The 25,875-nt window shown below is 67.1% G+C and carries 29 protein-coding genes; 18 read left to right on the top strand and 11 right to left on the bottom strand.

Translation table 11 applies throughout. From position 1 onward, the window contains the following. Positions 1 to 41: 41 nt before the first annotated feature. The gene (locus ACFXHA_RS17850) at positions 42 to 212 is read left to right on the top strand and encodes a hypothetical protein (RefSeq protein WP_379357905.1); all 171 of its coding nucleotides are present in this window, start codon (positions 42 to 44) and stop codon (positions 210 to 212) included. A gap of 90 nt (positions 213 to 302) precedes the next feature. Here the strand turns inward: ACFXHA_RS17850 and ACFXHA_RS17845 are convergent, their stop codons facing one another. Next, complete coding sequence (locus tag ACFXHA_RS17845; protein WP_379357903.1) at positions 303 to 1,340, bottom strand: oxygenase MpaB family protein; 1,038 nt, start codon at positions 1,338 to 1,340, stop codon at positions 303 to 305. 111 nt (positions 1,341 to 1,451) lie between these two features. Here ACFXHA_RS17845 and ACFXHA_RS17840 point away from each other — a divergent pair, with 111 nt between their 5' ends. From ACFXHA_RS17840 to ACFXHA_RS17815, 6 genes are all read left to right on the top strand, one after another. Beyond that, the gene (locus ACFXHA_RS17840; protein ID WP_379357902.1) at positions 1,452 to 2,450 is read left to right on the top strand and encodes an alpha/beta hydrolase; all 999 of its coding nucleotides are present in this window, start codon (positions 1,452 to 1,454) and stop codon (positions 2,448 to 2,450) included. 1 nt (position 2,451) lies between these two features. Further along, complete coding sequence (locus ACFXHA_RS17835) at positions 2,452 to 3,342, top strand: SDR family NAD(P)-dependent oxidoreductase (RefSeq protein WP_379357900.1); 891 nt, start codon at positions 2,452 to 2,454, stop codon at positions 3,340 to 3,342. A gap of 1 nt (position 3,343) precedes the next feature. Continuing rightward, complete coding sequence (locus tag ACFXHA_RS17830; protein WP_379357898.1) at positions 3,344 to 4,264, top strand: ferritin-like domain-containing protein; 921 nt, start codon at positions 3,344 to 3,346, stop codon at positions 4,262 to 4,264. Then, a complete protein-coding gene (locus ACFXHA_RS17825; RefSeq protein WP_379357896.1) occupies positions 4,261 to 5,727 on the top strand; it encodes a flavin-containing monooxygenase in 1,467 nt (488 codons plus the stop codon). The genes ACFXHA_RS17830 and ACFXHA_RS17825 overlap by 4 nt, the downstream gene beginning before the upstream one ends. A 10-nt stretch (positions 5,728 to 5,737) precedes the next feature. Continuing rightward, on the top strand, positions 5,738 to 6,505 hold the full coding sequence (locus tag ACFXHA_RS17820) for a MerR family transcriptional regulator (RefSeq protein ID WP_379357894.1): 768 nt from the start codon (positions 5,738 to 5,740) through the stop codon (positions 6,503 to 6,505). A 126-nt stretch (positions 6,506 to 6,631) separates the two neighbouring features. Continuing rightward, positions 6,632 to 7,585 carry a ketopantoate reductase family protein gene (locus tag ACFXHA_RS17815; protein WP_379357892.1) on the top strand — a complete coding sequence of 318 codons (954 nt, stop codon included), beginning with the start codon at positions 6,632 to 6,634 and terminating at the stop codon, positions 7,583 to 7,585. 162 nt (positions 7,586 to 7,747) lie between these two features. Here the strand turns inward: ACFXHA_RS17815 and rplL are convergent, their stop codons facing one another. Genes rplL through ACFXHA_RS17800 form a run of 3 tightly spaced genes read right to left on the bottom strand, consistent with a single transcriptional unit; the run spans position 7,748 to position 8,966 of the window. After that, positions 7,748 to 8,131, bottom strand: coding sequence for a 50S ribosomal protein L7/L12 (gene rplL / locus ACFXHA_RS17810; protein WP_379357890.1), 384 nt, complete (start codon positions 8,129 to 8,131; stop codon positions 7,748 to 7,750). Between the two features lie 41 nt (positions 8,132 to 8,172). Next, a complete protein-coding gene (locus ACFXHA_RS17805) occupies positions 8,173 to 8,583 on the bottom strand; it encodes an acyl-CoA thioesterase (protein WP_379357888.1) in 411 nt (136 codons plus the stop codon). After that, the gene (locus ACFXHA_RS17800) at positions 8,583 to 8,966 is read right to left on the bottom strand and encodes an acyl-CoA thioesterase (RefSeq protein WP_379357887.1); all 384 of its coding nucleotides are present in this window, start codon (positions 8,964 to 8,966) and stop codon (positions 8,583 to 8,585) included. Before ACFXHA_RS17800 ends, ACFXHA_RS17805 begins: the two co-directional genes overlap by 1 nt. Positions 8,967 to 9,044: 78 nt before the next feature. Here ACFXHA_RS17800 and ACFXHA_RS17795 point away from each other — a divergent pair, with 78 nt between their 5' ends. From ACFXHA_RS17795 to ACFXHA_RS17775, 5 genes are all read left to right on the top strand, one after another. After that, positions 9,045 to 10,037: a GlxA family transcriptional regulator gene (locus tag ACFXHA_RS17795; protein ID WP_379357885.1), complete on the top strand. Its 993-nt coding sequence runs from the start codon at positions 9,045 to 9,047 to the stop codon at positions 10,035 to 10,037. A 15-nt stretch (positions 10,038 to 10,052) separates the two neighbouring features. Further along, the gene (locus ACFXHA_RS17790) at positions 10,053 to 10,784 is read left to right on the top strand and encodes a DJ-1/PfpI family protein (protein WP_379357883.1); all 732 of its coding nucleotides are present in this window, start codon (positions 10,053 to 10,055) and stop codon (positions 10,782 to 10,784) included. A gap of 20 nt (positions 10,785 to 10,804) precedes the next feature. Beyond that, positions 10,805 to 11,995, top strand: coding sequence for a cytochrome P450 (locus tag ACFXHA_RS17785; protein ID WP_379357881.1), 1,191 nt, complete (start codon positions 10,805 to 10,807; stop codon positions 11,993 to 11,995). Positions 11,996 to 12,100: 105 nt separating this feature from the next. Then, on the top strand, positions 12,101 to 13,105 hold the full coding sequence (locus ACFXHA_RS17780) for a saccharopine dehydrogenase NADP-binding domain-containing protein (protein WP_379357879.1): 1,005 nt from the start codon (positions 12,101 to 12,103) through the stop codon (positions 13,103 to 13,105). A 14-nt stretch (positions 13,106 to 13,119) separates the two neighbouring features. After that, positions 13,120 to 13,980, top strand: a complete 861-nt coding sequence (locus ACFXHA_RS17775) for an NAD(P)H-binding protein (RefSeq protein ID WP_379357877.1) — start codon at positions 13,120 to 13,122, stop codon at positions 13,978 to 13,980. Here the strand turns inward: ACFXHA_RS17775 and ACFXHA_RS17770 are convergent. From ACFXHA_RS17770 to ACFXHA_RS17750, 5 genes are all read right to left on the bottom strand, one after another. After that, positions 13,967 to 15,619 (bottom strand): sulfatase-like hydrolase/transferase, encoded by a 1,653-nt coding sequence (locus ACFXHA_RS17770; RefSeq protein WP_379357875.1) that lies wholly within the window; start codon positions 15,617 to 15,619, stop codon positions 13,967 to 13,969. The two genes, ACFXHA_RS17775 and ACFXHA_RS17770, sit on opposite strands and share 14 nt — an antisense overlap. Positions 15,620 to 15,682: 63 nt before the next feature. Continuing rightward, positions 15,683 to 16,648, bottom strand: coding sequence for a hexose kinase (locus ACFXHA_RS17765; protein WP_379357873.1), 966 nt, complete (start codon positions 16,646 to 16,648; stop codon positions 15,683 to 15,685). Continuing rightward, a complete protein-coding gene (locus tag ACFXHA_RS17760) occupies positions 16,645 to 17,802 on the bottom strand; it encodes an N-acetylglucosamine-6-phosphate deacetylase (protein WP_379357871.1) in 1,158 nt (385 codons plus the stop codon). Before ACFXHA_RS17760 ends, ACFXHA_RS17765 begins: the two co-directional genes overlap by 4 nt. Continuing rightward, positions 17,799 to 18,737: an ROK family protein gene (locus ACFXHA_RS17755; protein WP_379357869.1), complete on the bottom strand. Its 939-nt coding sequence runs from the start codon at positions 18,735 to 18,737 to the stop codon at positions 17,799 to 17,801. The genes ACFXHA_RS17760 and ACFXHA_RS17755 overlap by 4 nt, the downstream gene beginning before the upstream one ends. Before the next feature lie 13 nt (positions 18,738 to 18,750). After that, positions 18,751 to 19,668, bottom strand: a complete 918-nt coding sequence (locus tag ACFXHA_RS17750) for an SIS domain-containing protein (protein ID WP_379357867.1) — start codon at positions 19,666 to 19,668, stop codon at positions 18,751 to 18,753. Positions 19,669 to 19,809: 141 nt separating this feature from the next. Here ACFXHA_RS17750 and ACFXHA_RS17745 point away from each other — a divergent pair, with 141 nt between their 5' ends. The 3 genes from ACFXHA_RS17745 to ACFXHA_RS17735 are packed head-to-tail and all read left to right on the top strand — an operon-like array spanning position 19,810 to position 22,774. Continuing rightward, positions 19,810 to 21,054, top strand: a complete 1,245-nt coding sequence (locus ACFXHA_RS17745) for an extracellular solute-binding protein (RefSeq protein WP_379357865.1) — start codon at positions 19,810 to 19,812, stop codon at positions 21,052 to 21,054. Positions 21,055 to 21,095: 41 nt separating this feature from the next. After that, positions 21,096 to 21,950 carry a carbohydrate ABC transporter permease gene (locus tag ACFXHA_RS17740; RefSeq protein ID WP_379357863.1) on the top strand — a complete coding sequence of 285 codons (855 nt, stop codon included), beginning with the start codon at positions 21,096 to 21,098 and terminating at the stop codon, positions 21,948 to 21,950. Continuing rightward, positions 21,947 to 22,774, top strand: a complete 828-nt coding sequence (locus tag ACFXHA_RS17735; RefSeq protein WP_379357861.1) for a carbohydrate ABC transporter permease — start codon at positions 21,947 to 21,949, stop codon at positions 22,772 to 22,774. The genes ACFXHA_RS17740 and ACFXHA_RS17735 overlap by 4 nt, the downstream gene beginning before the upstream one ends. On the opposite strand, the gene ACFXHA_RS17730 is transcribed toward ACFXHA_RS17735, so the two are convergent. After that, entirely contained in the window at positions 22,767 to 23,867 is a 1,101-nt protein-coding gene (locus ACFXHA_RS17730) for a DUF1152 domain-containing protein (RefSeq protein WP_379357860.1), read from the bottom strand. The two genes, ACFXHA_RS17735 and ACFXHA_RS17730, sit on opposite strands and share 8 nt — an antisense overlap. Before the next feature lie 63 nt (positions 23,868 to 23,930). On the opposite strand from ACFXHA_RS17730, the gene ACFXHA_RS17725 reads away from it, so the two are divergent. The 3 genes from ACFXHA_RS17725 (at position 23,931) to ACFXHA_RS17715 (ending at position 25,358) form a co-directional block, all read left to right on the top strand. Further along, positions 23,931 to 24,677: a GntR family transcriptional regulator gene (locus ACFXHA_RS17725; protein WP_379357858.1), complete on the top strand. Its 747-nt coding sequence runs from the start codon at positions 23,931 to 23,933 to the stop codon at positions 24,675 to 24,677. Between the two features lie 115 nt (positions 24,678 to 24,792). After that, a complete protein-coding gene (locus ACFXHA_RS17720; protein WP_379357856.1) occupies positions 24,793 to 25,050 on the top strand; it encodes a hypothetical protein in 258 nt (85 codons plus the stop codon). Then, positions 25,047 to 25,358, top strand: a complete 312-nt coding sequence (locus ACFXHA_RS17715; RefSeq protein WP_379357854.1) for a hypothetical protein — start codon at positions 25,047 to 25,049, stop codon at positions 25,356 to 25,358. The genes ACFXHA_RS17720 and ACFXHA_RS17715 overlap by 4 nt, the downstream gene beginning before the upstream one ends. Here the strand turns inward: ACFXHA_RS17715 and ACFXHA_RS17710 are convergent. Further along, a complete protein-coding gene (locus ACFXHA_RS17710; RefSeq protein ID WP_379357853.1) occupies positions 25,350 to 25,835 on the bottom strand; it encodes a hemerythrin domain-containing protein in 486 nt (161 codons plus the stop codon). The two genes, ACFXHA_RS17715 and ACFXHA_RS17710, sit on opposite strands and share 9 nt — an antisense overlap. Positions 25,836 to 25,875: the final 40 nt, after the last annotated feature.

Raw genomic sequence — 25,875 nt, 5'->3', positions numbered from 1 at the left:
GTAGCAGGATGAGCCGGCCTATCTCCTGAAGGAGGGCTGTCATGGCTTTCATCAACTTCTCCCGTAACCCACTCACCGTTCTGTCGGTACTCGGCGATGCGCCACGGCGCTCCCGGTCCACGCTGAGCGCTCAGGAGCGCGCCAACCTGCGCGCCTCGCTCGCCCGGCCCGCGATCTTCACCGCCGCCCTGGGTGGACACGTCGCCCGCTGAGTCCGGGTAACACGATTTCCCGCCAACTGCCCCGAATCGCTCGGGGCAGTTGGCCTTTCGTTATTGAGCACAGTGTTATTGAACGCAGCACTATTCGGCGGTGCGATGCAGCCGGGCGTTCAGCTCGGCCGGGGGCGGCACCCGCCACTGTGTGAAGGCTTCGGCGGGCGTCAGCGTTCGCGGGTCGCGCGCGGGAACCCGGCGCAGGAACGGCGCGGCGATCGGGGCGGTCGACGGCGAGAGCCAGGCCAGCAGCGTCAACTGCAACCGGCCGCTCTTGGACAGTCCCCAGAAGACCGGCTTGGCCAGCATCCGTACCGCCAGATCGGCCATCCGCCCCTGCCGGATCGCGGCCAGATCGCGCTGCCAGTGCGGCAGGGTCGCGATGGTGGCCGTACGCAGGAATTTGTTCGCCACCCACGCGAACGGCCCGAGCTTGCCCAGCAGCGGCGGATACATGACCCGGGCGTTGAGCAGGTGATCCATCATCTGCTGGGTGATCTCGCTGGCGGCCAGGCGCGGCCGGATGTCCTCGAAGTAGGCGCGAATCCCCTCGCGGGTGCGCGGCACCTGCTCGGGATCGCAGGTCTGCAGCTGTGCGGCGATCGCGCACTCGTTCCAGAACTGGTGCTCCTCGGCGTCGGAGAGCGGGCCGGGTCCGAACTGCTCGTAGACGTAGAGGATCGAATGCCACGCGGTGAGGTGGATCCACAGCTGTGAGTCGGGATCATTGGCGTCATAGGGCAATCCGGACAGCGGTTCGATGCCGACGCCGGTCTTGGCGTGGATCTTCATGAGCACCGAGGACGCCTTGGTCGCGGTCTCCGTATCGCCGAACAGCACCGTCGAGAAGTACGCGAGGGTGTGGTCGTAGCGAGTTCTGGCCTGGCTGTACACCTTTCCGGTGTGCTGCACCGAGGCCACCAGGAACGGGTCCAGCTCCTCGATGACCACCGCCCGCTGGAATCCCACCGATAGTCCGGTCGGATAGCCCCAGACCTTCCAGGTCACCGAGCCGGGCCCGAAGAATCCGTTGTCCCCGGCGGGTTCCACCGGGGCCGTCAGCCACGCCAGTGGTTTCGTTCGCGCACTGCCCGTTTCGCCGCCCGTCGACACCCAGTCAGTCATAGCCGAAAAGTATCAGTTCCGGGCATTGTGCGGCGGGATCTGCCGCTCGGTTCCTAGGTTGTTACCAATGTGCCATTGACAACTGGCACATTGAGCGGCGATGCTTCGCTCATGAGTACAAGGTCAATGGCGACCTTCCCGTCCGAGGCGGTGCCCACCCGGGCGGCGACGCGCACGCGCATCGCGGCCGCCGCCTCGGTGGTGGGGTTGCGGCAGGTCAATGGGTTGTTGCCGAACAATCGAATCGGAATCGAGGCCGGGCGCGGGCTCATCGCGGGCATCATGGCCGCCTTCGGGCCGACCCTGCCCGGAACCTCGGTCATGCCGGTCGACTCCGGCGGCGTGCGTGGCGAATGGGTCCGGGCGGCCGGGGTCCGGCACGGGAATCGCGCCATCTACTACCTGCACGGCAGCGGCTACGTGGTGTGCTCGGCGCGCACCCATCGGGGACTGGCGTCGCGATTGTCGAAGGTGACCGGGCTGCCGGTGTTCGTCGTGGACTATCGGCTCGCGCCCGAGCACCCCTTTCCCGCGGCGGCCCAGGACGCGGCCGCCGGGTACCGGTGGCTGCTCGAACACGGTTACCGTGCACACGATCTGGTGATCGGCGGCGATTCGGCCGGATGCCATCTCACCCTGGATCTGTTGCTGCAGAACGCGATCGCGGGGGTCGCGCAGCCTGCCGGGGCGTTCATGTTCTCACCGCTCATGGATCCGACCCTGACCCTCGCCGAACGCCGTGACCGGGTGCTTCCTGATCCCATGGCCCCGGCGTGGGTCGGCCGGCGGCTCATCGAGCTGTATACCGCTGCCGAACCGGCGGATTCGCCGCGGCTGGCCTTGCGGATCCCGCTCGGTGCCGCGCTGCCGCCGTTGTTCGTGCAGGCCAGTGCGGGGGAGATGCTGGCCGACGACGCCCGGCACCTGCGAGATATGGCCGCGGCGGCCGGGGTTTCGTGCGAGCTCGAACTGTGGCCCGGCCGGATTCACGTGTTCCAGGCGCTGCCGCTGCTGGTTCCCGAGGCGGCCGCGGCGCTGCGCCGGACCGCGCACTTCGTGACTTCGACACTGGCACGGTCGGATTCGACCGTGCGGAAGCAGGTGAGCTGAGATGTGGCCGATCGATGAGGTGGTGTTCGCCCTGGGCGGCAAGCGCCGCTCGCACCATGCCAGGGCCGTGGTCACCGGCGCGGGCAGTGGGATCGGGCGGGCCTTCGCGCTCGAACTCGCCGCGCGCGGTGGGGAAGTGGTGTGCGCGGATATCGACAAGGACCGCGCCGATGAGACGGTGCGGTTGATCGAGCGCCACGGTGGCACCGCCCACGCGTTCTTCTGCGACGTGTCGCGGCGTGAGGACGTGGCGAGCCTGGCCGCGTACGCGGAGTCGGTATTTCGCGGTGCGCCGACCCTGGTGATCAATAACGCCGGTGTCGGCATCGGCGGAAAGCCGGTGGGGGACATTGGTTTCGGTGACTGGGAATGGGCGCTCGGGATCAACCTCTGGGGTGTGGTGTACGGCTGCGAGACTTTCGCGCCGCTCCTGCGCGCCGCCGAGCGGGGCGGCATCATCAATGTCGCCTCGGCCGCAGGATTCGCGGCGGCGCCCGGCATGGCCGCCTACAACGTGTCCAAGGCGGCGGTGGTGTCGCTGTCGGAGACCATGGCGGCCGAACTGGCGGGCAGCGGGGTGGCGGTCACCGCGCTGTGCCCGACCTTCGTGAAGACCAATGTGGTTGCCGATGGCCGGATCACCTCCGGCTCGTCGCGGCTGGCCGACGGGCTCATGCGCTGGACCGGGTTCTCGGCCGAACGGGTCGCCCGCACCACCCTCGACGCACACGACCGGGGCGTGCTCTATGTCGTGCCCCAGCTGGATGCCCGCGTGGTCTGGCACCTCAAGCGGCACTTCCCGGCCCTCTACACCCAGGCGCTCGGCGTCCTGAATCGCGCGCTGCCGCAGGCAGAGCCGGCGCCCTCGACCACCCTGAAGACAGGAGTCTGACATGTCCTTCGACTTCGACAATATGCTGGCCAAGATCAAGTCCAAGCAGTGGGCGCTGGCCGACATCGACTGGGAAGCACCGGGAGCCGAGCTCATCGACCCGGCCCTGCACGCCAAGCTCAAGCCGTTCATGGCCGATCTCATGTGGATCGAGAATGTGGGCGCGCGCGGCTTCGCGGCCATGGCCAAGAAGGCCCCCACCCCCACGCTGGCCGAGATCTACCGCTACTTCCATGCCGAGGAGCAGCGGCACGCCAATGCCGAACTGGCGCTCATGCGCCGCTGGGGCATGCTCGACGGCGACGAGATCCCCGAGCCGAATATCAATGTCAAGCTGGTGATCGACTTCCTGGACAAGTACGCCGACGGGATGTCGCTGTCGTTCCTGGGCACCGTCATCCCCATGCTCGAGGTGGCCCTGGACGGCGCGCTGATCAAGTTCATCACCGACGAGATCTCCGACCCGGTCGCGCAGGAGGTCTTCAAGAAGATCAACAATGACGAATCCCGGCATCTGGCCACCGATTACGCGGTCATGGAGCTGCTCGGGCACGGCAGTGCGCGCAAGCTCGCCATCGATCTGGTGGGCGGCTGGGCCAAGCCGTCGCTGATGATCGGGGTGCTCAGCTATGTGCCGCTGCTGAACAAGATGCGCGACAACATTGTCGAGATGGGCGTGAACGAGGAGAAGCTCTACGCCGCCATGGCCCGGTTCAAGCAGGTCGGTGAGCGCGCGCCGATCGCCAATCGGGTGCCCATGTACCGGATCGTGAAGATGCACTCCGGCTGGGTCATCAACCGCGATCACCCGTATCACCTGGTCGCTGACGCGCTGGTCAAACTGACCGGGGCCATACCCCACCGGCTGCTGCCGAAGCAGCCGACCTGGTCGCAGGAACTCACCTACGAGCCGGTCGCGTGAACGCCGTGAGCAAGCCACTGGACGTGGCGATCATCGGAGCCGGATTCGCGGGCATCGGCGCGGCCATTCGACTGCGGCAGAAGGGGATCGGCGACTTCGCGATATTCGAACGCGGCGACCGGGTGGGCGGCACCTGGCGGGACAACACCTATCCCGGTGCAGCCTGCGATATTCCGTCGCGGCTGTACTCCTATAGCTTCGCACCCAACCCGGACTGGTCCCGAACCTATTCCGGCAGTGGCGAAATACTCGGGTACATCGATTCCATGGTCGAGGATTTCGGCATCGCGCCCTATATTCGGTTCGGCCACAATGTGACCGGGCTGGTGTACGACGAGGACGCGGGTCTGTGGAGCTTGTCCTTCGGTGGCGGCCGTCGAAAGGTGCAGGCGCGCACCGTGATCCTGGCTTCGGGTCCGCTGTCGAACGCCGGATTCCCGGACATCCCGGGGATCGAGAACTACGAGGGTCGCAAGATCCACAGTGCCCGCTGGGATCACGACTACGACTTCATCGGCAAGAAGGTGGCGGTGGTCGGTACCGGAGCCAGTGCGGTGCAGATTATTCCGGAGTTGGTGAAGCAGGCCGCGGCGGTGAAGGTCTTCCAGCGCACGCCCGGTTGGGTGCTGCCCCGGATGGACCGCCGGACGTCCGGGCTCACCAAGCAGCTCTACCGGCAGCTGCCGGTGACGCAGTCGCTGGCGCGGGAGGCGTGGTTCTGGGGGCACGAGTCGGTGGCGCTGGGTGTGGTGTGGAATACGCCGCTGACCCGGGTCGTCGAATCGGTGGCGCTGATGCATCTGCGGACCCAGGTGAAGGATCCGTGGCTGCGTCGCCAGCTCACCCCCGATTTCCGGGCGGGCTGTAAGCGCCTGCTGATGAGCAGCGACTACTACCCGGCGCTGCAGAGCGACAACTGCAAGCTCATCACCTGGCCGATCGCGGAGCTGTCGGCGCAGGGCATCCGCACCGCGGAGGGCATCGAGCATCGCTTCGACTGCATCGTGTTCGCCACCGGGTTCGAGGTGTCCAAGGCGGGCACGCCGATCCCGGTGACGGGTCGTGACGGGCGGTCGCTGGCCGAGGAATGGCGCGGCGGCGCATACGCGTTCAAGAGCGTCACGGTCGCCGGGTATCCGAATCTGTTCCTCACCTTCGGGCCGAACTCGGGGCCGGGCCACAACTCGGCGCTGGTCTATATGGAGGCGCAGATCGAGTACCTCACCGACGCGATCAAGATCGTGCTGGATCGGGGGCTGCGCGGCTTCGAACCGCGACAGGATCGACAGGACCGCTACAACCGGCGCATCCAGCGGCGATTGAACGCGACCACCTGGAATTCCGGTTGCCGCAGCTGGTATCTGACCGAGGACGGCTTCAATGCCACCATGTACCCCGGTTTCGGTACCCAGTACGCGCGGCAGCTGGCCACGGTCGACCTGACGGATTTCCAGCTGCGCTAGGGTCGTGACCATGGCGGACTACCGCATCGACGATCTCGCGCAGGCCGCCGGCACCACCACCCGCAATGTGCGGGCGTATCAGGAGAAGGGCCTGCTGCCGACGCCGACCCGGCGTAGCGGGCGGGCCCTGCTCTACGACGACGCGCACCTGGCGCGGCTGCGCATCATCGACGCGCTGCTGCAGCGCGGATTCACCATCGCGCACATCGCGGATTTCATCACCAGCTGGGAGACGGGCAAGGATCTCACCGAGATCCTCGGCCTGCAGAGCGCGGTCACCGACACCTGGGGCACATCCCATGAGCCGGTGGAACTTCCGCGTGAACTCGTCGACACCTTCTTCGGCGACACTCCCGAACATCAGGTCGACGGGGCGCAACTGGCCCGGCTCGAAGAGCTGGGCCTGCTCCGCCTGCACGGCGACACCGCCGAGCTCACCCGCCCCGACCTGCTCGAAACCTTCGCGGGCCTGAGCGCCTACGGCATCCGCCTCCCCGGCCTGATCGACCTCTACGCCTCGGTGGTCGGCCGCCTCGAGGACATCGCCCAACTCATGGTGGTCGCCGCCAAGGACCACATCGTCGAACAACACGGCCCCGGCTGGCTCCCCGACTCCGACGCCGAAATCGCCGAAACCACCGAAATGCTCAACCACATGCGCGAACTCGGCACCCGCGCCGTCCGAGACGGCCTCGACCAAGCCCTGGACAAGGTCCTTCAAGCCGAACTGGGCACCTACCTCGCCACCGCCGCCGAACGCCGCACCAAGGACTCCTGACCTCTCCAGCGGTGGACCGATGGCGAGGATTCGTCCTATGATCAATCTCGAATTCCGTTGTACGGATAGATAATTCCGATCTACGGAATCGTATCGGTGGTAAATCGCTGGGCGAGGGGTCATTCGATGAACGTCACTGTATTCGGTGCAGGCGGGATGGGGCTGTACTTCGCGGCCATGCTGGCTCGCGTCGGGCATCAGGTCACGGTGGTCGGCCGTGCGAGCACGGTCGCGGCGGCCGCCGAGCCGTTGGTGCTCGGCCATGGGGCGGTGGAGATTTCGGTCCCCGGCATCCGCGCGGTCACCGAGGTCCCGGCCGATGCCGAACCGGCGGACCTGATCGTGGTCACCGTGAAGGCATGGCAGGTGGCGGAGGCGGCGAAGACGTTGCAGCCCCTGATCGGCCCGCGCACCGCCGTCCTCCCGGTGCAGAACGGCGTCGAGGCCGCCGCCGACCTCGCCGAGGTGCTGGGCGAGGAACACATCCTCGGCTGCACCTGCGTAGTGATCGCCCAACGTCTCGGGCCCTGGCAGGTGCGCTGCCTCGGTGCGCACGCCACCGTCGAAATCGGTGCATTGGCAGCGGATTCCAGCCGACCGGTAGGCGTCGGCGCGTGGGATCCGGTCGAGGACGTGGCCGCCGTGCTCACGGCCGCCGGCATCGGGGTGACGCGGTCCGTCGACATTCAGGCGACGTTGTGGCGCAAGCTGATGCTCATCGCCTCCTACGGCGGCGTGGGCGCGCTGGCCCGGCAGCCGGTCGGGGTGACCCGCTCCGAACCGGCGACGGCGGAGTTGGTGCGTGCGGCCATGCAGGAGGTGGCGGCCGTGGCACGGGCGCGCGGCATCGCGCTCGGCGACGCCGACGTCGAGCAGATGCTGGCGGTGTATCGCGGATTCAGCTCCGACACAACATCATCCATGCAGCGCGACCTGGCCGCCGGGCATCCCTCGGAGCTGGAGTACCAGAACGGCGCGGTGGTGCGCTTCGGCCGCGCGGCCGGAGTGCCGACCCCCATCCACCAGACCATCTTCGCCTCGCAACTTCCGGGAGAACAGCGCGCCCGACAGTTGCGGTGACGCGCGCGCAAATGATCTCTGCGCTGTGCCGAGGAGGTCAGTGCACGTTAGAGACCCAGCACCGCGCAAGACCGAACGCCGCGCAAGGATCCGGCGCGGCGTCGCTGCTCAGCGCGGCGCGAATAGCCTGGCGTGCGGAATGGTGCGGCGCGCCAGGTGGCCTCAGCGGAGGGCGGCTCGGGCTCCGGCGGCTTCGAGTTTGATGCGGGCGGATTCGGCGGAATCCTTGTCGACCTTTTCGAGGACGGCCTTGGGGGCCGATTCGACGAGGTCCTTGGCTTCCTTCAGGCCGAGGCCGGGGATGATCTCCCGCATGGCCTTGATGACCTGAATCTTCTTCTCGCCGAAGGATTCCAGCACCAGGTCGAATTCGCTCTGCTCGTCGACCGCTTCGGGCGGTGCGGCGTCCGTCACCGCTTGCACGGCCACCGGGGCCGCGGCGGTGACGCCGAACTCTTCCTCGAACGCCTTGAGGAACTCCGAAAGCTCCAGCAGCGTCATATCTTTGAACACGTCGAGCAACTCGACAATGGTCATCTTGGCCATGATGCACCCCTTGTAACGCTGACCAGGCGATACAAACAAGTCTAACCGCGCGGGGCCGCCAAGGTCATCAGATATTCGCGTTCGCTATCGGTCAGCGGGCGTGGCGCCGCGCCGGTGTCGGATTCGGTGCTGTCGGCGATGGCGACCAGGGTGGAAGTCGCGGACAGGTACAGGTATTCGCCGTCGCGGATCTCGTGGGTCAGCGTGAACGACGTGGTGCCGACGCGTTCCACCACCGAGGTCACCGCGACCGGCGTGGTCCGGAAGATCAACGGCATGCGATAGCTCAGTCGCTGGCCCGCGACCACCACCCGCCAGGGCGTGCCCGAAGATGCATGGCCTTCCAGCAGATTCGTGCGCGCGTCGTCCAGGAACTGTGCGAAGACCACATTGTTCACATGGTTCTGGGCGTCGATGTCGGTGCGGCGCAACTGAATGTCGTAGGTATGCATCAGACTCCCAAATCCTTCAGCAGCACGCGCTGGTCTTCCGGCAGCGGCCGCGACTTCTGGGTCTCCTGATCGAAGGCGACCATCGTGCACACGGCCGACGAGTACACCACGTCGGTATCGCGGATCTCGTGCTGCAGCACGAACGACGAGGTACCGACCCGGGTCACCCAGGTCTCGACGCGCACCGGCTCGCGGCGGTAGCGCAGCGGAGTCAGGTAGTCGATGTCCATCTGCGCGACCACGTTGGACCCGCCGAAGCCCCGCGACCAGAACAGGTCGATCCGGGCTTCCTCCAGGTAACGCAGGTGCGCTGCGCCGTCTACGTGCCCGTCGGTGTCCATATCGGACCAGCGCAGGGGGCATTGAAAGAGATGTCGGGCCACACCGCATTCATATCAAGCGCACGCTTACCGCTACCGCTCGGCCACCTCGCCATGGCCGAATTTGCAAGAGTCGTGTCATTGACGCCATGGTCGGCGGGCCGCAGGCTGGATGACATGCGGGTGGTGCTGATCGTCGTCTTCGACGGTTTCCAGTTGACGGACCTGGCCGGACCGGCCGACGTCTTCAGCGGTGCCGCCCTGCTGGGCGCGACCCCGGGCTACCGGGTCGAGCTGGCCGCGGCGCAGGCCGGTCCGGTGCGTTCGTCCTGCGGCATCGAGGTGACGGCCACCCATGGCCTCGACACCTGGGACGGTCCGGTGGACACCCTGCTGGTGGTCGGCGGCGCGACCGTGTGGGTCGCGGCGCAACTGCCGGAGCTGATCGCCGGCATCCAGCGCATGGCGGTGTGCTCGACCCGGGTGGGCTCGGTCTGCTCGGGCACCTTCCTGCTCGCCCGCGCCGGACTGCTCGACGGCCGCCGCGCCACCACGCACTGGGCGGGCGGCGAGCTGCTGGCCCAGCAGTTTCCCGCGATCACCACCGAACCCGATCGCATCTACGTGCGCGACGGGCCGATGTGGACCTCTGCCGGGGTGACCGCGGGCATCGATCTCGCGCTGGCCATCGTGGCCGCCGACCACGGCCCGGATCTGGCGCGGGAGGTGGCGCGCTGGATGGTCGTCTACCTGCACCGGCCCGGCGGCCAGAGCCAGTTCAGCGCCCCGCTGGCGGCCAATCCGCCGAAACGGGATTCGCTTCGGGCGCTACAGGTCTGGATGGAGGAGAACTTGGAATCCGACCTGTCGATGCCCGCGCTGGCCGCGCACGTGGGGATGAGCACCCGGCACTTCTCCCGCGTCTTCACCGGCGAGACCGGCAGTACGCCCGCCCGCTATGTCGAACAGGTGCGGGTCGCGGCCGCGCGGCGGCTGCTGGAGACCACCGATCACCCGATGGATCGGGTGGCCGCCGCGGTCGGCCTGGGCAGTCCCGAGACCCTCTATCGAATCTTTCACCGTCACTTGGGAATACCGCCGGGCGAGTATCGGTCCCGGTTCACGAAGTTCTGAAAGGCAGAGCAGCCCATGACATTCCAGATAGCCATCGTGCTCTATCCCGGACTGACCGCGCTCGACGTGGTCGGCCCCTACGAGGTGCTGCGCGGCATCCCCGACGGCGAGATCCGGTTCGTCTCCAACGAGGTGGGCCCGATCGTCGCCGACAGCGGCGTGCTGGCCCTGGGCGCGACCCACACCTTCGCCGAGACTCCCGCGCCGGACCTGGTGCTGGTCGGAGGTTCGGAGGCGGCGACCACCGGGGCCATGGCCAATGGTGAACTCATCGAGTGGCTGCGCGCGGTGCATCCGAAAACCCAGTGGACCACCTCGGTGTGCAGCGGCTCCCTGATCCTGGCCGCCGCCGACATCCTGCGCGGGCATCCGGCTACGTCGCACTGGGCGGCGCAGTCCGGGCTCGCCGCCTTCGGGGCCGAATCGCGCCCGCACGACCGCATCGTGCAGAGCGGCAAGATCGTGACGGCCGCAGGGGTTTCCGCCGGTATCGACCTGGGGCTGTGGCTCGTTGGCGAGATCGCCGGGCGGGAGGCCGCCGAGATGACCCAGCTGTACATCGAATACGACCCGCACCCGCCCTACGACACCGGCCACCCGGACAAGGCGTCGCCCGCGCTGCTGCGCAAGACCCGGATGCGGGCGGTCAAACTGTCCGCCTCACCGCGTATTCCGGTCGATATGGCCACCACGTTCTGGCGGCTGACCCTCAACCGGATGCGGGATCGGGCCGCCGCGAAGCGCTGAATTCCCGTACCGTCGGAAGGGTGACCGAGCTGCTCGGCGACCACTTCTTCGCCAATCCGCATGCGTACTACCGGCTTTGGCGCGAGGACGGCCCGGTGGTCCGGGTGCACTTCGGGGACGGGGTGCCGCGCTGGCTGATTCTCGGCTACGAGGAGGGCCGCGCGGCGCTCGCGGATCCACGGCTGTGCAAGGACATCGACGGCCTGGAAGCGGTCATCGCCCGCAAGTATCCGGGGCGCTGGCAGGGCCCGCCCACCCACGATGGCCTGCGGCACATGCTCAATGCCGATCCGCCCACCCACACCCGGCTGCGCAAGGCGGTGTCGCGGGCCTTCACCCCGCGCCGGATCGCGGCCCTGCGACCGGTCATCGAGCAGACCGCGCTCGGCCTGCTGGACGGCATGGCGGACCACGACGAGGTGGATCTGTTGCAGGCGTTCGCCTCTCCGCTGCCGGTGGCGGTGATCTGCCACCTGCTCGATGTCGACATCCAGGACCACGCCACCTTCCGGGAGTGGACCAAGGCGCTGGTCGGCACGCTGGAGCCGGGCGTGGATCAGGCCCGGGCACTCCAGGAGATGGTGGCCTTCCTACGGAAGATGTTGCAGCGCAAGCGGCTCGACCCCGGTGAGGACATGCTGTCGGCGCTGGTCGGCGATGACGCCGAGCTGGACGAGGGCGAACTCGTCGGCATGGCGTTGCTGCTGCTGATCGCGGGTCACGAGACCACCGTGAACCTGATCGGCAACGGCACGCTCGCGCTCTTGCAGGACCGGTCCCGGCTGGATCGTCTGGTCATGGATCCGGCCTTGATCCCCGACGCCGTGGAGGAGCTACTGCGTTTCGACGGCCCGGTCAATATGGCTACCCTGCGCTTCACCGCGGAACCGATCACGGTGGGTGACACGGTGATTCCCGCGGGTGAGATGGTGCTGGTAGGTCTCGCCGCAGGCAATCGCGACCCACGGCGTTTCAGCGACGCACACGGCTTCGACCCGACGGCCGAACGCACCGCGCACCTGGGCTTCGGCCACGGCATCCACTATTGCGTCGGCGCGCCGCTGGCCCGTCTGGAGGGCGCCATCGCGTTCAGCACCTTGCTGCAACGCTTTCCGGACATCGAGCTGGCCGTCGACGAGTCCGAGCTGCGCTGGCATCACAACGCGATCATCCACGCGCTGAAGCGATTGCCGGTGCGGCTGCGGAAATAATCGGCGGCTGAAGATCATTCAGCGATGACTTTCGGTCGGTCGGCGAGTCTATCTTCTGTGAACAGACGTTCGAATTGTCCGTCGAGTCGAAGAAGTTGATCTCTCATGGCCGTTTTCGCCATTTACGGGGCCACCGGTCACACCGGTCGCCTGGTTGCCGCCGATCTGACCGCCCGCGGGCAGGAGGTGGTGGTGTCCGGACGGGATCCGGACGCGCTTGCCGCGCTGGGGTATTCGCGGGTGCTGCCTGCCGCTCTGGATGATCCGGGTGCGTTGCGGACGCTGGCCGAGGCCGCCGACGTGATCATCCATTGTGCGGGACCGTTCGCCGTCACTGGATTGCCCGTCGCCACCGCCGCCGTCGAAGGCGGCAGCCATTACGTCGATCATGCGGTGGAGGTACACCACGTGAAGCGGCTGTTCGACGAGTTTCAGGAGCCCGCCCAGCGGGCCGGGATCACCATGTTGCCCAGCGTGAGTTTCTATGGGGGACTGGGTGATCTGCTGGCGGGTGCGGTCGCGCGCGGTGTCGCCGATATCGACCGGATCACCGTCGCCTATCACGTCACCAACTGGATGATGACCCACGGTGCGGTGGAGACGGCGCGGCTGCTGTTCGCCGACACCGATCGGATCGGGTACGAGGACGGGCAGCCGCGGTACGGGTTCGTGGAACCGCGGCAGGCCATCTTCGCCTTCCCGCCGCCGGTGGGTCCGCGGCCGATGATCGCGCCGGTGCCTTTCCCCGAGGCGGTGACGGTGCCGCGGCACACTCGCGCCAAAGCGGTGGAGGCGCAATTGACCTCGCACACTTTCGCGGAGGAGCAGGCGTTCGCGAGCGAGGAGGTCGACCCGGCCGCGCGGGCCGCCAGCCAATTCATGATCGCCGCACAGGTATTGGCGGGGTCCGGTTCCACGGCCGGGACGGTGAGTGGCCGGGATCTGTGGTCGGTGGCAGCACTGGCCTCGGTCGAGGCGGCCGTGCGGCTGGCGGAAGGCACCGCCAAGAGCGGTGTCGCCAGTCCCGCCGAGGCTTTCGACGCCGTGGACTTTCTGACCGGTCTCGCCGAGCGTGGGGTCTTCGACCTGCGGCTGCCGGAACAAGCGTGAGGAGTACAGTCGATATGACAACAACGACGGAACCGATTCTCGTCACCGGCGCGGCCGGTGGAAGCCAAGGCGGCACCGGACGACTGGTCGCCGAATCACTGCTGCGTGAAGGACTGCCGGTGCGCGCCTTCGTGCACAGCGACGATGGTCGCGCCGCCGAGTTGAAGGATCTCGGTGCCGAGGTGGTGGCCGGTGACCTGCGTGAGATCAGCTCGGTGACCCCGGCCTTGCAGGGTGTGCGGCGGGCCTACTTCACCTATCCGGTCACGGCCGGAATGATGGATGCCGCAGCGGTTTTCGCTGCCGTCGGCAAGTCGAGCGGATTGCAGCGGGTGGTCGCGACCTCGCAACTCGGCTCCGATCCGCAGGCGGGCACCCCGCATATGCGGCGGCACTGGGTGGCCGAACAGGTCCTCGACAATGCCGGGGTCGGCGCGGTCCACCTGCGGGCGGCGGTGTTCTACGAGAACCTGAAGGTCGCCGTCGGCGACCGGGGTGAACTCGCCCTGCCGCTGGGCTCGCCCGACACGGTCCTCCCGCTCATCGCGGGCGCGGATGTCGCCGGTGTCGGGGCGGGCGTGCTGCGCACCGACGGCCCGGTCGATCCGGTGCTGTGGCTCGCGGGCGAGATCATGACCGTCGGGGAAGCCGCCGAATTGTTCGGTGTCGCATACCGAAACGTCGATCCCGGCGAATGGTCCGAATGGGCCATGACGGTCTACCGCGACGAGGTCGCCGTGGAACACCTGACCCACCTGTGGACCATGTTCGCCGCCATCGGGTCCGGGCACGAACTGTTCCGGGTCACCGAAGCGATCGAGCGGTACACGGCTTGCCCGCCGATCACGCTGCGCGAGTTCGTCAGTGCGGGGTGACGAAGTCATCCAGGAAGTTGCCCAGGCGCTCGGCCTTGGCCGCGATGCTGCGCTGCGATTGCAGGTAGTCGTCGATGCCTTGCTCCTGGGCATCCTTGAGGTAGGCCGGTAGCGGCTGCTGGATCTCGGTGTCGATCACCTGGGCCAGCAGCGGTTCCATGGTGGCGCGCAGGGGATTTCCGGTCGCCGCCTGATTGTCGAGTTCGAGGCGGCCGTTGTCGGTGGAGTAGTCGTAGAGTTCGAACTCCTGCTCGGCGGAGGCATCGATCTGGATCCGGCCGTCGACCCACTTCGAGTAGGACGCGAACTTCGCGTCCGTGGTCCGCACCATGGTCACGTGACCGGGGGCATTGTGATCGAACAGGATCGCGGCCTCCTCGATCGTCGACTCATCGGTGGTGTGCGCGATCCACGGGCGGCCCGCGGCGGATGCGTTGCGGCACAGCGCGGTCAGGTCCAGGCGACCCTGCAGATGCTGATAGCGGTCCTGGCCCCGCCAGTCCGAATTTCCGGTGGCGATGCTCAGCAGCAGCGGCGCGAGGTCGACGCTGGAGGTGAGTTGGCTTCGGGTGCTGGTGGAATCGGTGGGGCTCAGGTATCCGCGCGGGTCGTGGACGTAGAGCGGCACTCGCACGGCCTCGTCGTAGGCGCCACCGCCCTTGCCGTGCAGGCCGTGGGAACCGGCGTAATCACCGTGGTCGGAGGTGAACACGATGACCGTGTTGGCCGCGACGTCGGGGCGCGAGTACAGGGTGTCGAGGACGCGGCCGATCTGGGTGTCGACCTGCTGCTGCAACCATAGGTACAGGTTGCGCATGTCGATCCAGGCCTGGGTGGCCTCCGGGGTCCCATTGGGAACCAGCCCGAATGCCACGGTCGACACCTGCACCAGGGCCGTCTGCAGCCGCGGCTTGGCGGAAAGCTGTTGCAGCGATTCGAAATTGCCGGGTAGCTGGTCCATCCACTTCGGGATGTCGAAGTTGGCCTGATCGCGGCGGGTCCAGCGCGGCCAGTACTGGATGTCGTGCGGGTTCACCAGGGAGACCGTGGTGCACCAGGGGGAGCCGCCGGAGTCGTGGTCGAACCAGTCCACGAAATCATCGACGATCTTCGGATCCGCTTGCAGGCCTTGGCCGGGAGCGCCGTTGGGGGAGGGGTAGGTGCCGCCCCCGAAACCGTAGGCGTCGAGCGCGCCCGGAGTCCGGTCGGGATAGTGGCCCAGATGCCATTTGCCCCACCAGGTCGTCTCGTATCCGTGGTCGCGCAGCATCGAGCCCCAGGTCGGGAACCTCGGGGAGAGTGTGGATTCCGAGACGACCATGCAGCCGGTCTGGTGGCTGTAGAGGCCGGTCACCAGCGCGCCCCGGGAAGCGGTGCAGTCGTTGGCCGCGGTGTAGTGCTGGTCGAACGACACGCTGCCGCGCCGGATTCGGGCCAGGTTCGGGAGCAGCTGGTCGAGAGTCTGCTGATCCGGGAACCAGACCGGGGCGCGCATCTCGTCGACGATGACCACGAGGATATTCGGCTGGTCGGGACTGACGTCCGCTCGCGCTCTGGCGGCCGGTCCCGTCGCGGTCGTGGCTACCGCTGCGGTGACGGAAGCAGCTGCTCCCGTGATAAATCCGCGTCTGCCGAACAAGGGGTCTCCTCTAGCCGAATTGGCGATTCGTGAGGAGCGTAGGGCAGTGAGGTGTGCTCGTCATCACGCCTGCGCGGGATGTCGCGTCCCCCGTTCGGGGGATGAAAGGAGATCGGTGACCTGGACGGTCGGGGTGAGACGGTCGCGCAACGTCAGGTCGATCTGCCCGGCGACCGGGATCACCACGGCCGCCGCGGAGGTCGCGACGGCGTCGATCAGGACGGAGGGCCAATCCGGCTCCCGGGCCGCGGCGAGCGCTCGGATCACCGCCGCTGCGGCGGCATCACCCGCACCGGTCGGATTGCCCGCCAAGGATTTCGGGAGGCGGGCCGACCAGGCTCCGGAGGCGGTGACGGCGATCATGCCCGCCGTGCCGCGGGTCGCGATGACGGCGCGGACACCGGCGTCGAGCAGTGGACGGGCCGCGCGGACCACGGCTTCGGGGCGTTCGGCGACCACGCCGGTGAGCCGTTCGAGTTCGTCCTGGTTGGGCATGAGGACAACGCCGGGTACGGCGGCCGCCAGTTTCAGGGCCGGTCCGTCCACATCGCAGACCGTGGGGACTCCGGCGGCGACGGCCGAGCGGGCCAGCTCGGCCGGAACACCGTCATCGATGCCGCCGGGCAGCGATCCCGACACCACGACGCCGCGCAGTTCGGGCAGCAGGAAGGCGATGCGGTCGGCCAGCCGGTCGACGGCGTGCGGTTCGTGGACGTACGCGCCGGGCTCCCACAGCCCCGTCGCGGTGCCGTCGCTGGATTCGCTGATCACCAGGGTTCGCCGGACCCACGGCAGGGCGGGCACGAAATCGGCCGGGAACTCGGCGGCGGCCGCGGCGGCGAAGGTGTGGTCGGCGAATCCGGTTGCGCGCGCACCGCTGCCGAGCTGAGTCAGAACGCGCATGACGTTGATGCCCTTGCCGCCGAGTCGCTGTTCGACCGACAGCACGCGCTGGGCGCGGCCGCGTTCGAGCCTTTCCAGGCGGTAGGTGAGGTCGTAGGCGGGATTCATGGTGACGGTGAGGATCACGCCAGCCACCGTCCGCGCCGCAGTACTCGCAGCAGGTTCAACTCCTCGTCCAGCACGACGGCGTCGGCGTACATGCCGGGCCGTAGATCACCGACCTCGTCCAGTCCGGACGCGGCGGCGGGGGTCGCGGTGACGGCGGCGACCGCGTCCGCCAACGGCACCCGGCATTCGCGGACTGCCCAGCGCAGGCCCTGCAGCAGGGTGGAGGTGCCGCCCGCCAGCGAGCCGCCCGCCACCCGGGCCACCCCGTCGGTCACGGTGACCGCCTGCGGGCCCAGCTGATATTGCCCGTCCGGCATTCCGGCGGCCTGCATGGCATCGGTGACCAGCGCGACGCGCTCGGGCGCGGTCGCGAAAACCAGTGCGCCGAAACCGGAATCGACGTGCACGCCGTCCCCGATGAGTTCCACGTACGCCTGATGTTGCGCCGCCGCGACCAGCGCCGCCGCCACCGGTCCGGGCGCGCGATGGTGCAGGGCGGGCATGCCATTGGCCAGATGGGTGACCAGGGTGGCGCAGCCTTCGGGGCTCAGTGCCTCCCGGAAGCGGGAGAAGCTCGAATCACTGTGGCCGATGGCGACCACCACGCCGGCGTCGGCCAATTGTTTGGCGGCGGTGTCGAAACCGGGTCGCTCCGGGGCCAGCGTCATGACGCGTAGTCGTCCGCCGGCGGCCTGCAGCAGGCGGTCGACCAGGGCGGTGTCCGGATCGATCAGGTAGTCGAGATCGTGTGCCCCGCACCGGGTTCGCGCCAGGAACGGGCCTTCGATGTGGATTCCGGCGATCGCGCCGTCGGCGGCCAGCGCGCGGAGCGTGGTTACCTGGGCGATCATGACCTCGGGTGCGGCGGTCACGATGCTGGCCAGCACGGTCGTGGAACCCTGGCGATGATGGAAGGCGGCGGCGGCACGCGCCTGCGCCGCGTCCTCGGTGTCGAAGCGGTGTCCGAAGCCGCCGTGCGTGTGGATGTCCACCAGTCCGGGCACCACCGTCCCGGCGTACTCGGGCGGCAATTCCCGGTGCGTGGTAGCCCAATCGGTGGCCGGACGCACCGCGGCGACCCGCTCGCCCTGCACCGTGACCACGGCATCCTCGAGGATGCCCGCCCGGGTCACCACCCGGCCGCGTAGCTCCAGCCCGCGCCGGCCGTTCACAGCAGCGACCCCGAGCGGGCCAGCTCGGCCGCACCGATCAGTCCGGCGCGAATGCCGAACTGGCCCAGCGTGACCCGGGGGACGGGAATCACCCGTAGCAGTTCCGTCAAACGCGTGTGCAGGGCATCGGTCAGCACGGTGCCCGCCCCGGCCAGACCGCCACCGAGGACGATCAGTTCGGGGCAGCTCGCATGAAGTACGCCGAGCAGGCCCGCGGCCAAGGCGTCGACGGCATCGGCCACCACGGCCCGCGCCTCGGGGTCGGTGTCGAGGGCGGCGAAAACGACGTCGGCGCCGGTGATTTCGCGTCCGGTGCGTCCGGCGTAGGCGCGCGCGATTGCGGGACCCGACGCGACCGTTTCCACACAGCCGACATTGCCGCACGGGCACGGCAGCCCATCGCGATAGCGGACCGGGATGTGGCCGAATTCGCCGGTCTGCGCGACACCCGACTGCCCGGCCGGTCCCCGCACCAGCCGTCCGCCCACCGACAGGGTTCCACTGATCCCCGTGCCCAGGATCAGCACGCACACATCGTCGACCCCGCGGCCCGCGCCGAAGCGTGACTCCGCCCAGCCCGCGACGGTCACATCGTGATCGATCAGCACCGGCATGCCCCAGCTGTCGGCGAACCGACTGCCCACCTTCACATTTCGCCAGCCGAGATTGCTGCTGAACACGGCGACGGCCTGCTCGGGATCGACCAGTCCGGGCAGGATGACCGCCGCCCGGGTGACCTGATCGCTGACGGCAGGCGGCAATTCGTTCAGCAGCCGCGTCCCGAGACCGTCGATCGCTTCGAAAGCGGGCTCACCGTACGGGGTCTCGATGGTGGCGGCCGCGAGCACCACACCATCGACATCGGTGATCTCGCCCTTCGTGGTGCCGCCGCCGACGTCCACGGCGAGCACCAGATCTCCTACCGTGTCAGCCATCACCACGCACCCATCAGCCCAATATGACCGATCTGCTCAGGTTGCGTGGGCGATCCGGATCCAATCCCAGGTCGGCGGCCCGCAACAGGCACAGCCGGTGCACCCGGACCAGTTCGACCATGGGGTCGAGCGGCCGATGCTCGAAATGCGCTCCGGTGGCTCGAATCTCGTCGGCCAGGCCCGGGGTCGGGGTGCCGAGCGCCCATACCGCGCGGCCCGGACCGGCGATGCTGATCGGCCCGTGCCGGTATTCGGTGGCGAGGTAGGACTCCGTCCAGGCGCGCGCGGACTCCCGGAGTTTCAGTGCCGCCTCATCGGCCAGCGCGGCCGCGAAACCCATTCCCACAAACGTGATCTGCTCGGCATGCCGGACATTCGCCGACACCTCCGCATCCCACTCCGTCAGCACCGCGCGGGCCTGGGCGATGACCGGGGTCAGATCCTCACCCAGATGCCAGCGCAGCAGCGCCAGCGTCGTTGTGGCGAACCGGGTTTGGACGACCGAGAGCTCGTCCACTTCGTCGATGAGGATCGGCCGCGCCAGCTCCAGCGCCGGCGTGCCCGGACTGGAGCTGATCACCGTGCGCGGAATCGATTCGGGCAGTGCGGAGATGGCGTGCAGCACCTCGGTAGTGGTGCCGGAGCGGCAGATCACCAGGTACCGGTCGTACTCGCGGCCGGCGGGTACCGCGCTCGCGGGCCAGGCATCGGTCAGTCCGTGACCAGCCGCTTCCCGCAGTGCCGCGAAGGCGCGGGCCATGAACAGTGAGGTGCCGCAGCCGAGGACGGCGACCCGCTCGCCGGGGGTGGGCAGCAGGTCGCGGTGGGCAGCGGCGACGGTGGCGGCGCGGCTCCAATCATCGGGCTGGGTGGCCACCTCGGCGGCCAGATGAGTTGCGGGGGCGGAGATTCGATTCGCATCGGGCGACACCCACCCAGCATCGACCCAGTGACCGTTCATGTCAATTTTACAGATCAAACGATCACATTCGGGCACTGTTCGCGTTAGATTCAGACAAAACGAATCATCCGCGATTCGTGTCGCGGGGGGTGCAGATTGAGAGGCCTTGACGTGAAACGTCCACTGCGCAGCGCACTATCCACGGTAGCGCTGACCACCGGCCTGGTCCTGACGATGTCCGCCTGTGGCTTCGGCTCGAGCAAGTCCGACGATTCGGATCCCAACACCCTCACCTTCCTCGCGCCGATCTACAGCGACGGCACGAAGTCCGAGTGGAGCGCCATCATCGACGACTTCCAGAAGGTCAACCCCGACATCACGGTCAAACTCTCGATGGAATCCTGGAAATCGATCAATAACGTGGTGCGCACCGACCTGCAGGACACGCGCAGCACGCCCGACATCCTGAACATCGACGCCTACTCGACCTTCGCCACCGACGGCAAGCTCTATCCGGCCTCCGATATCGTGGACCCCTCGGTGATCAGCGATATCCAGCCCGGCTTCGCCAAGAACGCCTCCATGAGTGGAACCCAGTGGGCGCTACCGCTGTTCGCGTCCACCCGCAGGCTGTACTACAACACCGACCTGTTCGCCAAGGCGGGTATCGCCGCGCCGCCCAAGACCTGGGCCGAACTCGCCGACGCCGCCAAGAAGATCCAGGCGCTCGGCGGCGGGGTCTCCGGGTACGGGCTGCCGCTGGGCAGCGAGGAAGCCCAGGGCGAAACCTCCATCTGGACCTTCGGTGCGGGCGGTGACTGGTCGGCCGGTGACCAGGTCACCGTCGACACCCCGGCCAACCTCGAGGGCGTGAAAGCCATGAAGGCCATGGCCGATGACGGTGTGACCGAACCGAATCCGGGCGCGACCAACCGGCTCGACGTGATCAACGCCTTCATCCAGGGCCAGATCGGCATGATCGAGGGGCTGCCGCCGACCATCAGTCAGATCGCCGACAAGAACCCGAGCCTGAAGTACGCCACCGCGCCCTCGCCGACCAAGACCGGTGATCTTGTCACCCTGGGCGTGGCCGATCACCTGATGGCGTTCAAGAAGGACGGCAAGAAGGCTCCGGCGATCAAGAAGTTCCTCACCTACTTCTATTCCGCCGCTGTGTATTCCAAGTTCGTGAGCAGCGAACACTTCATCTCGGCCACCAACAGCGGGGCTACCGCGCTCGCCGATGATCCGGTCACCAAGGCGTTCCTTTCCACGCTGTCGGTGGCGAAGTTCTATCCGAGCAACAACCCGAAGTGGGGTGCCGCGCAAGGGGCGATCCAGCAGCAGATCGGCACCATCGCGCAGGGCAAGGATCCCGCTTCGGTGCTGCAGCAGATTCAGCAGGCGGCGAGTTGAGGGGCGTCGCCTCCCATCGATCCACGGCTACGCTGCGGGCGTTGCCGTGGATCGGCCCGGTGCTCATCCTCATCGCGGCGGTGGTGGCCTTCCCGGCCGCCTACATGTTCTGGACCTCGACCCGGGATCTGAGCGCCTACGGGCAGGATCGCGGTCCGGCCGGATTCGCCAACTTCCGAAGGCTTTTCGCGATCGACGAGTTGCCGTCGATCCTGCTGCACACGGTGGTTTGGGTGGTGGCGGTCGTGGTGATCACGCTGCTGCTGTCCGCCGCGCTGGCACAGTTTCTGAACAAGGATTTTCCGGGGCGCACGGCGGTGCGGCTGGCGATCCTGGTGCCGTGGGCGGCGTCGGTGGTCATGACGACGACCATCTTCGACTACATGCTGGATCCGAATGTGGGGATTGCCAACCGGTTTCTCGTCGATATCGGCGTGCTGGATCGGGGATTCGGGTTCACCAAGGAGCCTGGACCGGCGTTCCTGGTCGCCATCGGGGTGGCGGTGTTCGTCTCCGTGCCGTTCACGACCTACACGATTCTGGCTGGGCTGCAATCGATTCCGGCCGACATCGATGAGGCGGGCCGCGTCGACGGGGCGAGTCCGTGGCAGCGCTACGCGTATCTGACGCTGCCGCAACTGCGTCCGGCCATGGCGGTCGCCACGGTCATCAACATCATCAACTCGTTCAATTCGCTGCCCATCCTGCAGGTGTTGACCGGCAGCATCGCCGGATTCTCCGCGGACACCACAACCACGTTGACCTTCAAGCTGATTCAGCAGAATCAGCAGGTCGCGACGGCGGCGGCGATGAGCGTGCTCAACTTCGTGCTGATCCTGGTGATCATCGCGATCTACGTGAAGCTGATCCGGCCCGCCGGCGAGGAGGCGCGATGACCACGCGGCGACGCTGGGGCCTCACGGCCGTGGGCGCGGTGCTGGCGGCGATCTTCCTGCTCCCGTACCTGGTGATGGTGGTGGGCTCACTCAAACCCCGCTCGGAGATCCTGCGCATCCCGCCGACCTATCTCCCCGAGCACTGGCGGCCCGACAACTACGCCACCATGTGGCACACCCCCGAAACCCCGCTCCCGTTCAATCTGGTGAGCACCGTGGTGATCTCGGTGTTCGGCACGATCCTGGTACTGACCGTCGCCATCCCCGCCGCCTACTACACCGCCCGCCGCCGCTTCCCCGGCAAAACCCTGTTCCTAGGCCTGGTCCTGGTAACCCAGATGCTGCAACCAACGGTGCTCGTGACCGGCCTGCTCCGCGAATTCTTCACCCTCGGCATCAACGACACCTGGCTCGCCATGATCCTGGTCAACGGCGCCTTCAACCTCTCCTTCGCGGTATGGATCCTGCACAGCTTCTTCGCAGGCATCCCGATCGAAGTCGAGGAGGCCGCGCAGTTGGACGGCCTCAACCGCTGGCAGATCTTGACCCGGGTAAGCCTGCCGCTGGTGTGGCCGGGCATCGTCACCGCAACGGTGTTCGCCTTCGTCTCCTGCTGGAACGAATTCGCCGCCAGCCTGGTAATCCTCACCACCCCCGAAAACCAGCCCCTCTCAGTAGCCCTCACCAAATTCATCGGCCAATACGACACCGCCTGGCAATACGTCTTCGCCATCTCCACCGTCGGCATAGTCCCGGTAGTAATCCTCTTCGCCCTCATCGAAAAGCGCCTCGTAGCCGGCCTAACCGCCGGCAGCGTCAAATAGCCGCACCCGAACCAATCTCATAGAGCGGGGGCCGAAATCTGTGTGTGCGCTGCTCCGTCAGGAGGATCCTCAACGCCCTCGTCGCGGACGGGTCAACGGCCTGGACGAGTTCGGCGATACGGCGCAGGGTGATTGCGTCGACGCCGCGGCCGCGCGCTTGGACCGCGTGGTCGTCGATGATGTCGAGCGACTTCGACGAAGGCATGCGAACCTCGGCGCGCTCCCCTGCCGCGCGTCGGCGTTCGACGTCGAGTTCGCTTCGGCCACCTCGACGTTCGCGCAATGTCTGCTCGGCTTGGTCGAGGCTGGTCGTCGACAACAAGGGCCCGGCGAGCGAGGACTCTGTCAGCCTGCGAGCGTCCACTTCGAAGATGCGGGTCGCGTCATCGGCGAGCTCAACCAGCGCATCGCGTTGAGTCTCGACGAGACCACGCCACCCGCCTGCCGCCGCCGCCAGCAATGCTGTTGCCTCCGAGGGGTGCCAGGTCCAGATGTCTTCGAACGGAGTGGCATCGGCCGGAGTCAGTTCGCAAACCTGATGGCCGCCGAGCACGTCGATCTGTGCGCGCACTTCGCCCGGTGACAGCTCGCCGTCGAGACCGGGCCCGGCGATCAGTACGCGGGTGGGGATACCTGATCGGATCGCGGCAGCCAGGGCCAGCGAGTCGGCCAGCGGGCTACGGAGCGATGCCTCATGGCCTTCGGCGACGATGTCGCCGCCAACGTCGATGACCAACAGCTCATCAGCGTCGAATTCGGCTGCGGCAAGCCGCATCAGCTCGCCCATGCCGGCAGCGCCGCCCTCAGCCTCGAGCAGCAGTAGTGGATAAGCGAGAGACCGCGCCAGCGGCGGCAGTGTGGATTCGCCCATTCGCAGCCCGGCCGTCTCCGGAATCTGGCATACGCCGCCACGCTCGATCAGGCCGAAGAAGTCGCGTCGGTTCCTTGGTCCGGGCGTCGGGTCGATCATGAATCGGTCCCACGAGTAGCTCATGATCGTGGCGACCTGCAGCTCGGGCATCGCGGTCGCGAGCATGGCGGCGGTGATCGCATCACCGCCGCCACCCGCAGCAACGGCTAGGGCAGTGCCCATCGTCTCCCGGCCTCGGTCCGTATAGTGGCTAGTGGCCTATGGTAGTTGACGGAGGTGTCCGGGTTGCCTGAGATCCAAGAGGTATTGCCGAAGTACAAACAGATCTTCGGCTACCTGAAAGATCAGATCATCCGAGGCGATCTACGGCCCGGTGCCGAGGTTCCGTCCGAGCGTGAGCTGGCTGCCACGTGGAAGGTTGCCAGGCCGACGGCGGCCAAGGCGCTGCAGGCACTGCGTCAGGACGGACTGGTCGAATCACGCCAGGGCTCAGGGACTTTCGTGCGCGAGCCGCACGCTGCCCCACGGGCTCGCGAACGCCTCGAGCGTGCCGCGACGCTCGGCACCGCCTACTCCGACGCCGAGGACGTCGAATTTCCGTTTGTCGGCATTGTCGACGGCCCCGATTATGTGACGGAGGCCCTCGGTCGTCCTTCGGGTAGCCGGGTCATCAAGCGACAACGGATCATCAGCAGCGAGACGGGCGGCCGCATCGAGTTGTCGACGTCTTGGTTCCCAGCTGAACTCGCAACTTCAGCCCCGAGGCTTCTGCTCGGTGAACGTGTCGGTCATGGCACGCTTGGCTATCTGGCCAAGGCTGCAGGGATTCGAGCAGCGTACGCACGCGATCGAGGTTGTTCCCGCTTCGCGTCCGAGGATGAATGTGCCGCACTCGGTTTGCCGGATCCCTCGCCTGTGCTGGTCCACAGGTTGGTCGCCTATGACGCATCCGACGTAGCGGTTCAGTTCGACGAGGCCGTCTACCCTCCTGAACGCTGGGCATTCGAGCAGGAATACTCCGTCGACCTGTAGTCGATCCCCGCGAGTCATCCTCAAAACGCTGCGGAGCCATTCCGTTACTGGCCTATGCCACTTACTATTCAGTGGCATAGGCCACTTTGCTCGTCAGTGATCGTGAGGGGAAGCAATGGCGCTGACCGAACCGGAGGCGAAAGTGCTTGGTGCACTGCCGACTTCGAAAGCTGCTGCAGCGCTCACCGTGCGCGAACTGGGTCGTGAGACCAGACTCCCTGAAACCTCGATCCGTCGGGCGTTGTTGCGGCTTGCACGGTCCGGCCTCGTGGTCGCGACGCTCCACGGGCCCGCGCGCTGGCGATCGACCGAACGCGGGCGTCTCGTGATCTTCAAGCCGGAATACCGGGAGTACGCCGGGGTCGCACGATGAAGGCGTTCGGATTCATCCTGCGTGCAGCCTCCGGTGAGAATGTCAGGCTGGACGAGGACGCCATGATGCGCGAGGCCGCGCGCCTCGGATTCAGCTGGTCAGCAACGTTTTTCGAGGATGACCGCCGGGAGGGCAATTACATTCGAATGGTCAGCCGGATCATGCGCGAAGGCGTCGATGCCGTGTTCCTGCCCGCTGTGGATCATATGAGCGAGCAGGACATCGAGGTCATGGCGACACATTGCGATGTCTACTGTCTCGCGGAAGGTCGGCGGCACCCGCGAGCGGTCGGCGATCGGTCAGCGTGAGTCCGTGCGCGACCATTCGATCTCGGGATGGTCGGTGGGGGGCAGCCTGTCGAGGGCGGTGGTGATGCGGCGTTCCTCCCATTGGAAATGGGATTCGACAATGGCGGTGAGGCCGCTGATCTCGGATCGCACGGCCGCGAGATTGTCGGTGGAGACGTCGGTGAGCAGTTCGGTCATTCTGGTGAGGATGTCGGCGATCAGGCGATGGTCGGCGGCGAGTTCGGTGAGGACCGGCGCGAGGTCTGGAAACTGTTGGGCCAGAACGGGGAAGACTGTCGTGTCTTCGCCGGTGTGGTGGTCGGTGACTGCTTGGCAGAAGGTGAGGCAGTGGGCGCGTAGGTCGCGCAGGGGGCGTATGGAACCGCCGTTGTGTTCTTCGAGTTCCTGGCTGACTCGCCGGAGTTCGCGGCGAAGCCGGTTGTGGGTGTTGATGAGTTCGCGGCCGAGGGCACGGGCGCGGTGGTTGTCGGGGGACATGAAGAAGCTTGTTCTCCTGATGTCTGTGCCTCCATGCCGA

Source organism: Nocardia sp. NPDC059240, assembly GCF_042753865.1.
GTDB lineage: Bacteria > Actinomycetota > Actinomycetes > Mycobacteriales > Mycobacteriaceae > Nocardia.
This window is presented reverse-complemented; position numbering and strand designations above follow the sequence as displayed.

What these genes read in the sequence shown, in the direction of transcription:
- ACFXHA_RS17835 (WP_379357900.1), top strand. Translation starts at nt 2,452, where the DNA reads ATGTGGCCGATCGATGAGGTGGTGTTCGCCCTGGGCGGCAAGCGCCGC.
- ACFXHA_RS17735 (WP_379357861.1), top strand. Translation starts at nt 21,947, where the DNA reads ATGACCACGCGGCGACGCTGGGGCCTCACGGCCGTGGGCGCGGTGCTG.
- rplL (WP_379357890.1), bottom strand. Translation starts at nt 8,131, where the DNA reads ATGGCCAAGATGACCATTGTCGAGTTGCTCGACGTGTTCAAAGATATG.
- ACFXHA_RS17805 (WP_379357888.1), bottom strand. Translation starts at nt 8,583, where the DNA reads ATGCATACCTACGACATTCAGTTGCGCCGCACCGACATCGACGCCCAG.
- ACFXHA_RS17850 (WP_379357905.1), top strand. Translation starts at nt 42, where the DNA reads ATGGCTTTCATCAACTTCTCCCGTAACCCACTCACCGTTCTGTCGGTA.
- ACFXHA_RS17845 (WP_379357903.1), bottom strand. Translation starts at nt 1,340, where the DNA reads ATGACTGACTGGGTGTCGACGGGCGGCGAAACGGGCAGTGCGCGAACG.
- ACFXHA_RS17715 (WP_379357854.1), top strand. Translation starts at nt 25,047, where the DNA reads ATGAAGGCGTTCGGATTCATCCTGCGTGCAGCCTCCGGTGAGAATGTC.
- ACFXHA_RS17820 (WP_379357894.1), top strand. Translation starts at nt 5,738, where the DNA reads ATGGCGGACTACCGCATCGACGATCTCGCGCAGGCCGCCGGCACCACC.
- ACFXHA_RS17815 (WP_379357892.1), top strand. Translation starts at nt 6,632, where the DNA reads ATGAACGTCACTGTATTCGGTGCAGGCGGGATGGGGCTGTACTTCGCG.
- ACFXHA_RS17780 (WP_379357879.1), top strand. Translation starts at nt 12,101, where the DNA reads ATGGCCGTTTTCGCCATTTACGGGGCCACCGGTCACACCGGTCGCCTG.
- ACFXHA_RS17730 (WP_379357860.1), bottom strand. Translation starts at nt 23,867, where the DNA reads ATGGGCACTGCCCTAGCCGTTGCTGCGGGTGGCGGCGGTGATGCGATC.
- ACFXHA_RS17720 (WP_379357856.1), top strand. Translation starts at nt 24,793, where the DNA reads ATGGCGCTGACCGAACCGGAGGCGAAAGTGCTTGGTGCACTGCCGACT.
- ACFXHA_RS17755 (WP_379357869.1), bottom strand. Translation starts at nt 18,737, where the DNA reads ATGGCTGACACGGTAGGAGATCTGGTGCTCGCCGTGGACGTCGGCGGC.
- ACFXHA_RS17840 (WP_379357902.1), top strand. Translation starts at nt 1,452, where the DNA reads ATGAGTACAAGGTCAATGGCGACCTTCCCGTCCGAGGCGGTGCCCACC.
- ACFXHA_RS17790 (WP_379357883.1), top strand. Translation starts at nt 10,053, where the DNA reads ATGACATTCCAGATAGCCATCGTGCTCTATCCCGGACTGACCGCGCTC.
- ACFXHA_RS17775 (WP_379357877.1), top strand. Translation starts at nt 13,120, where the DNA reads ATGACAACAACGACGGAACCGATTCTCGTCACCGGCGCGGCCGGTGGA.
- ACFXHA_RS17710 (WP_379357853.1), bottom strand. Translation starts at nt 25,835, where the DNA reads ATGTCCCCCGACAACCACCGCGCCCGTGCCCTCGGCCGCGAACTCATC.
- ACFXHA_RS17830 (WP_379357898.1), top strand. Translation starts at nt 3,344, where the DNA reads ATGTCCTTCGACTTCGACAATATGCTGGCCAAGATCAAGTCCAAGCAG.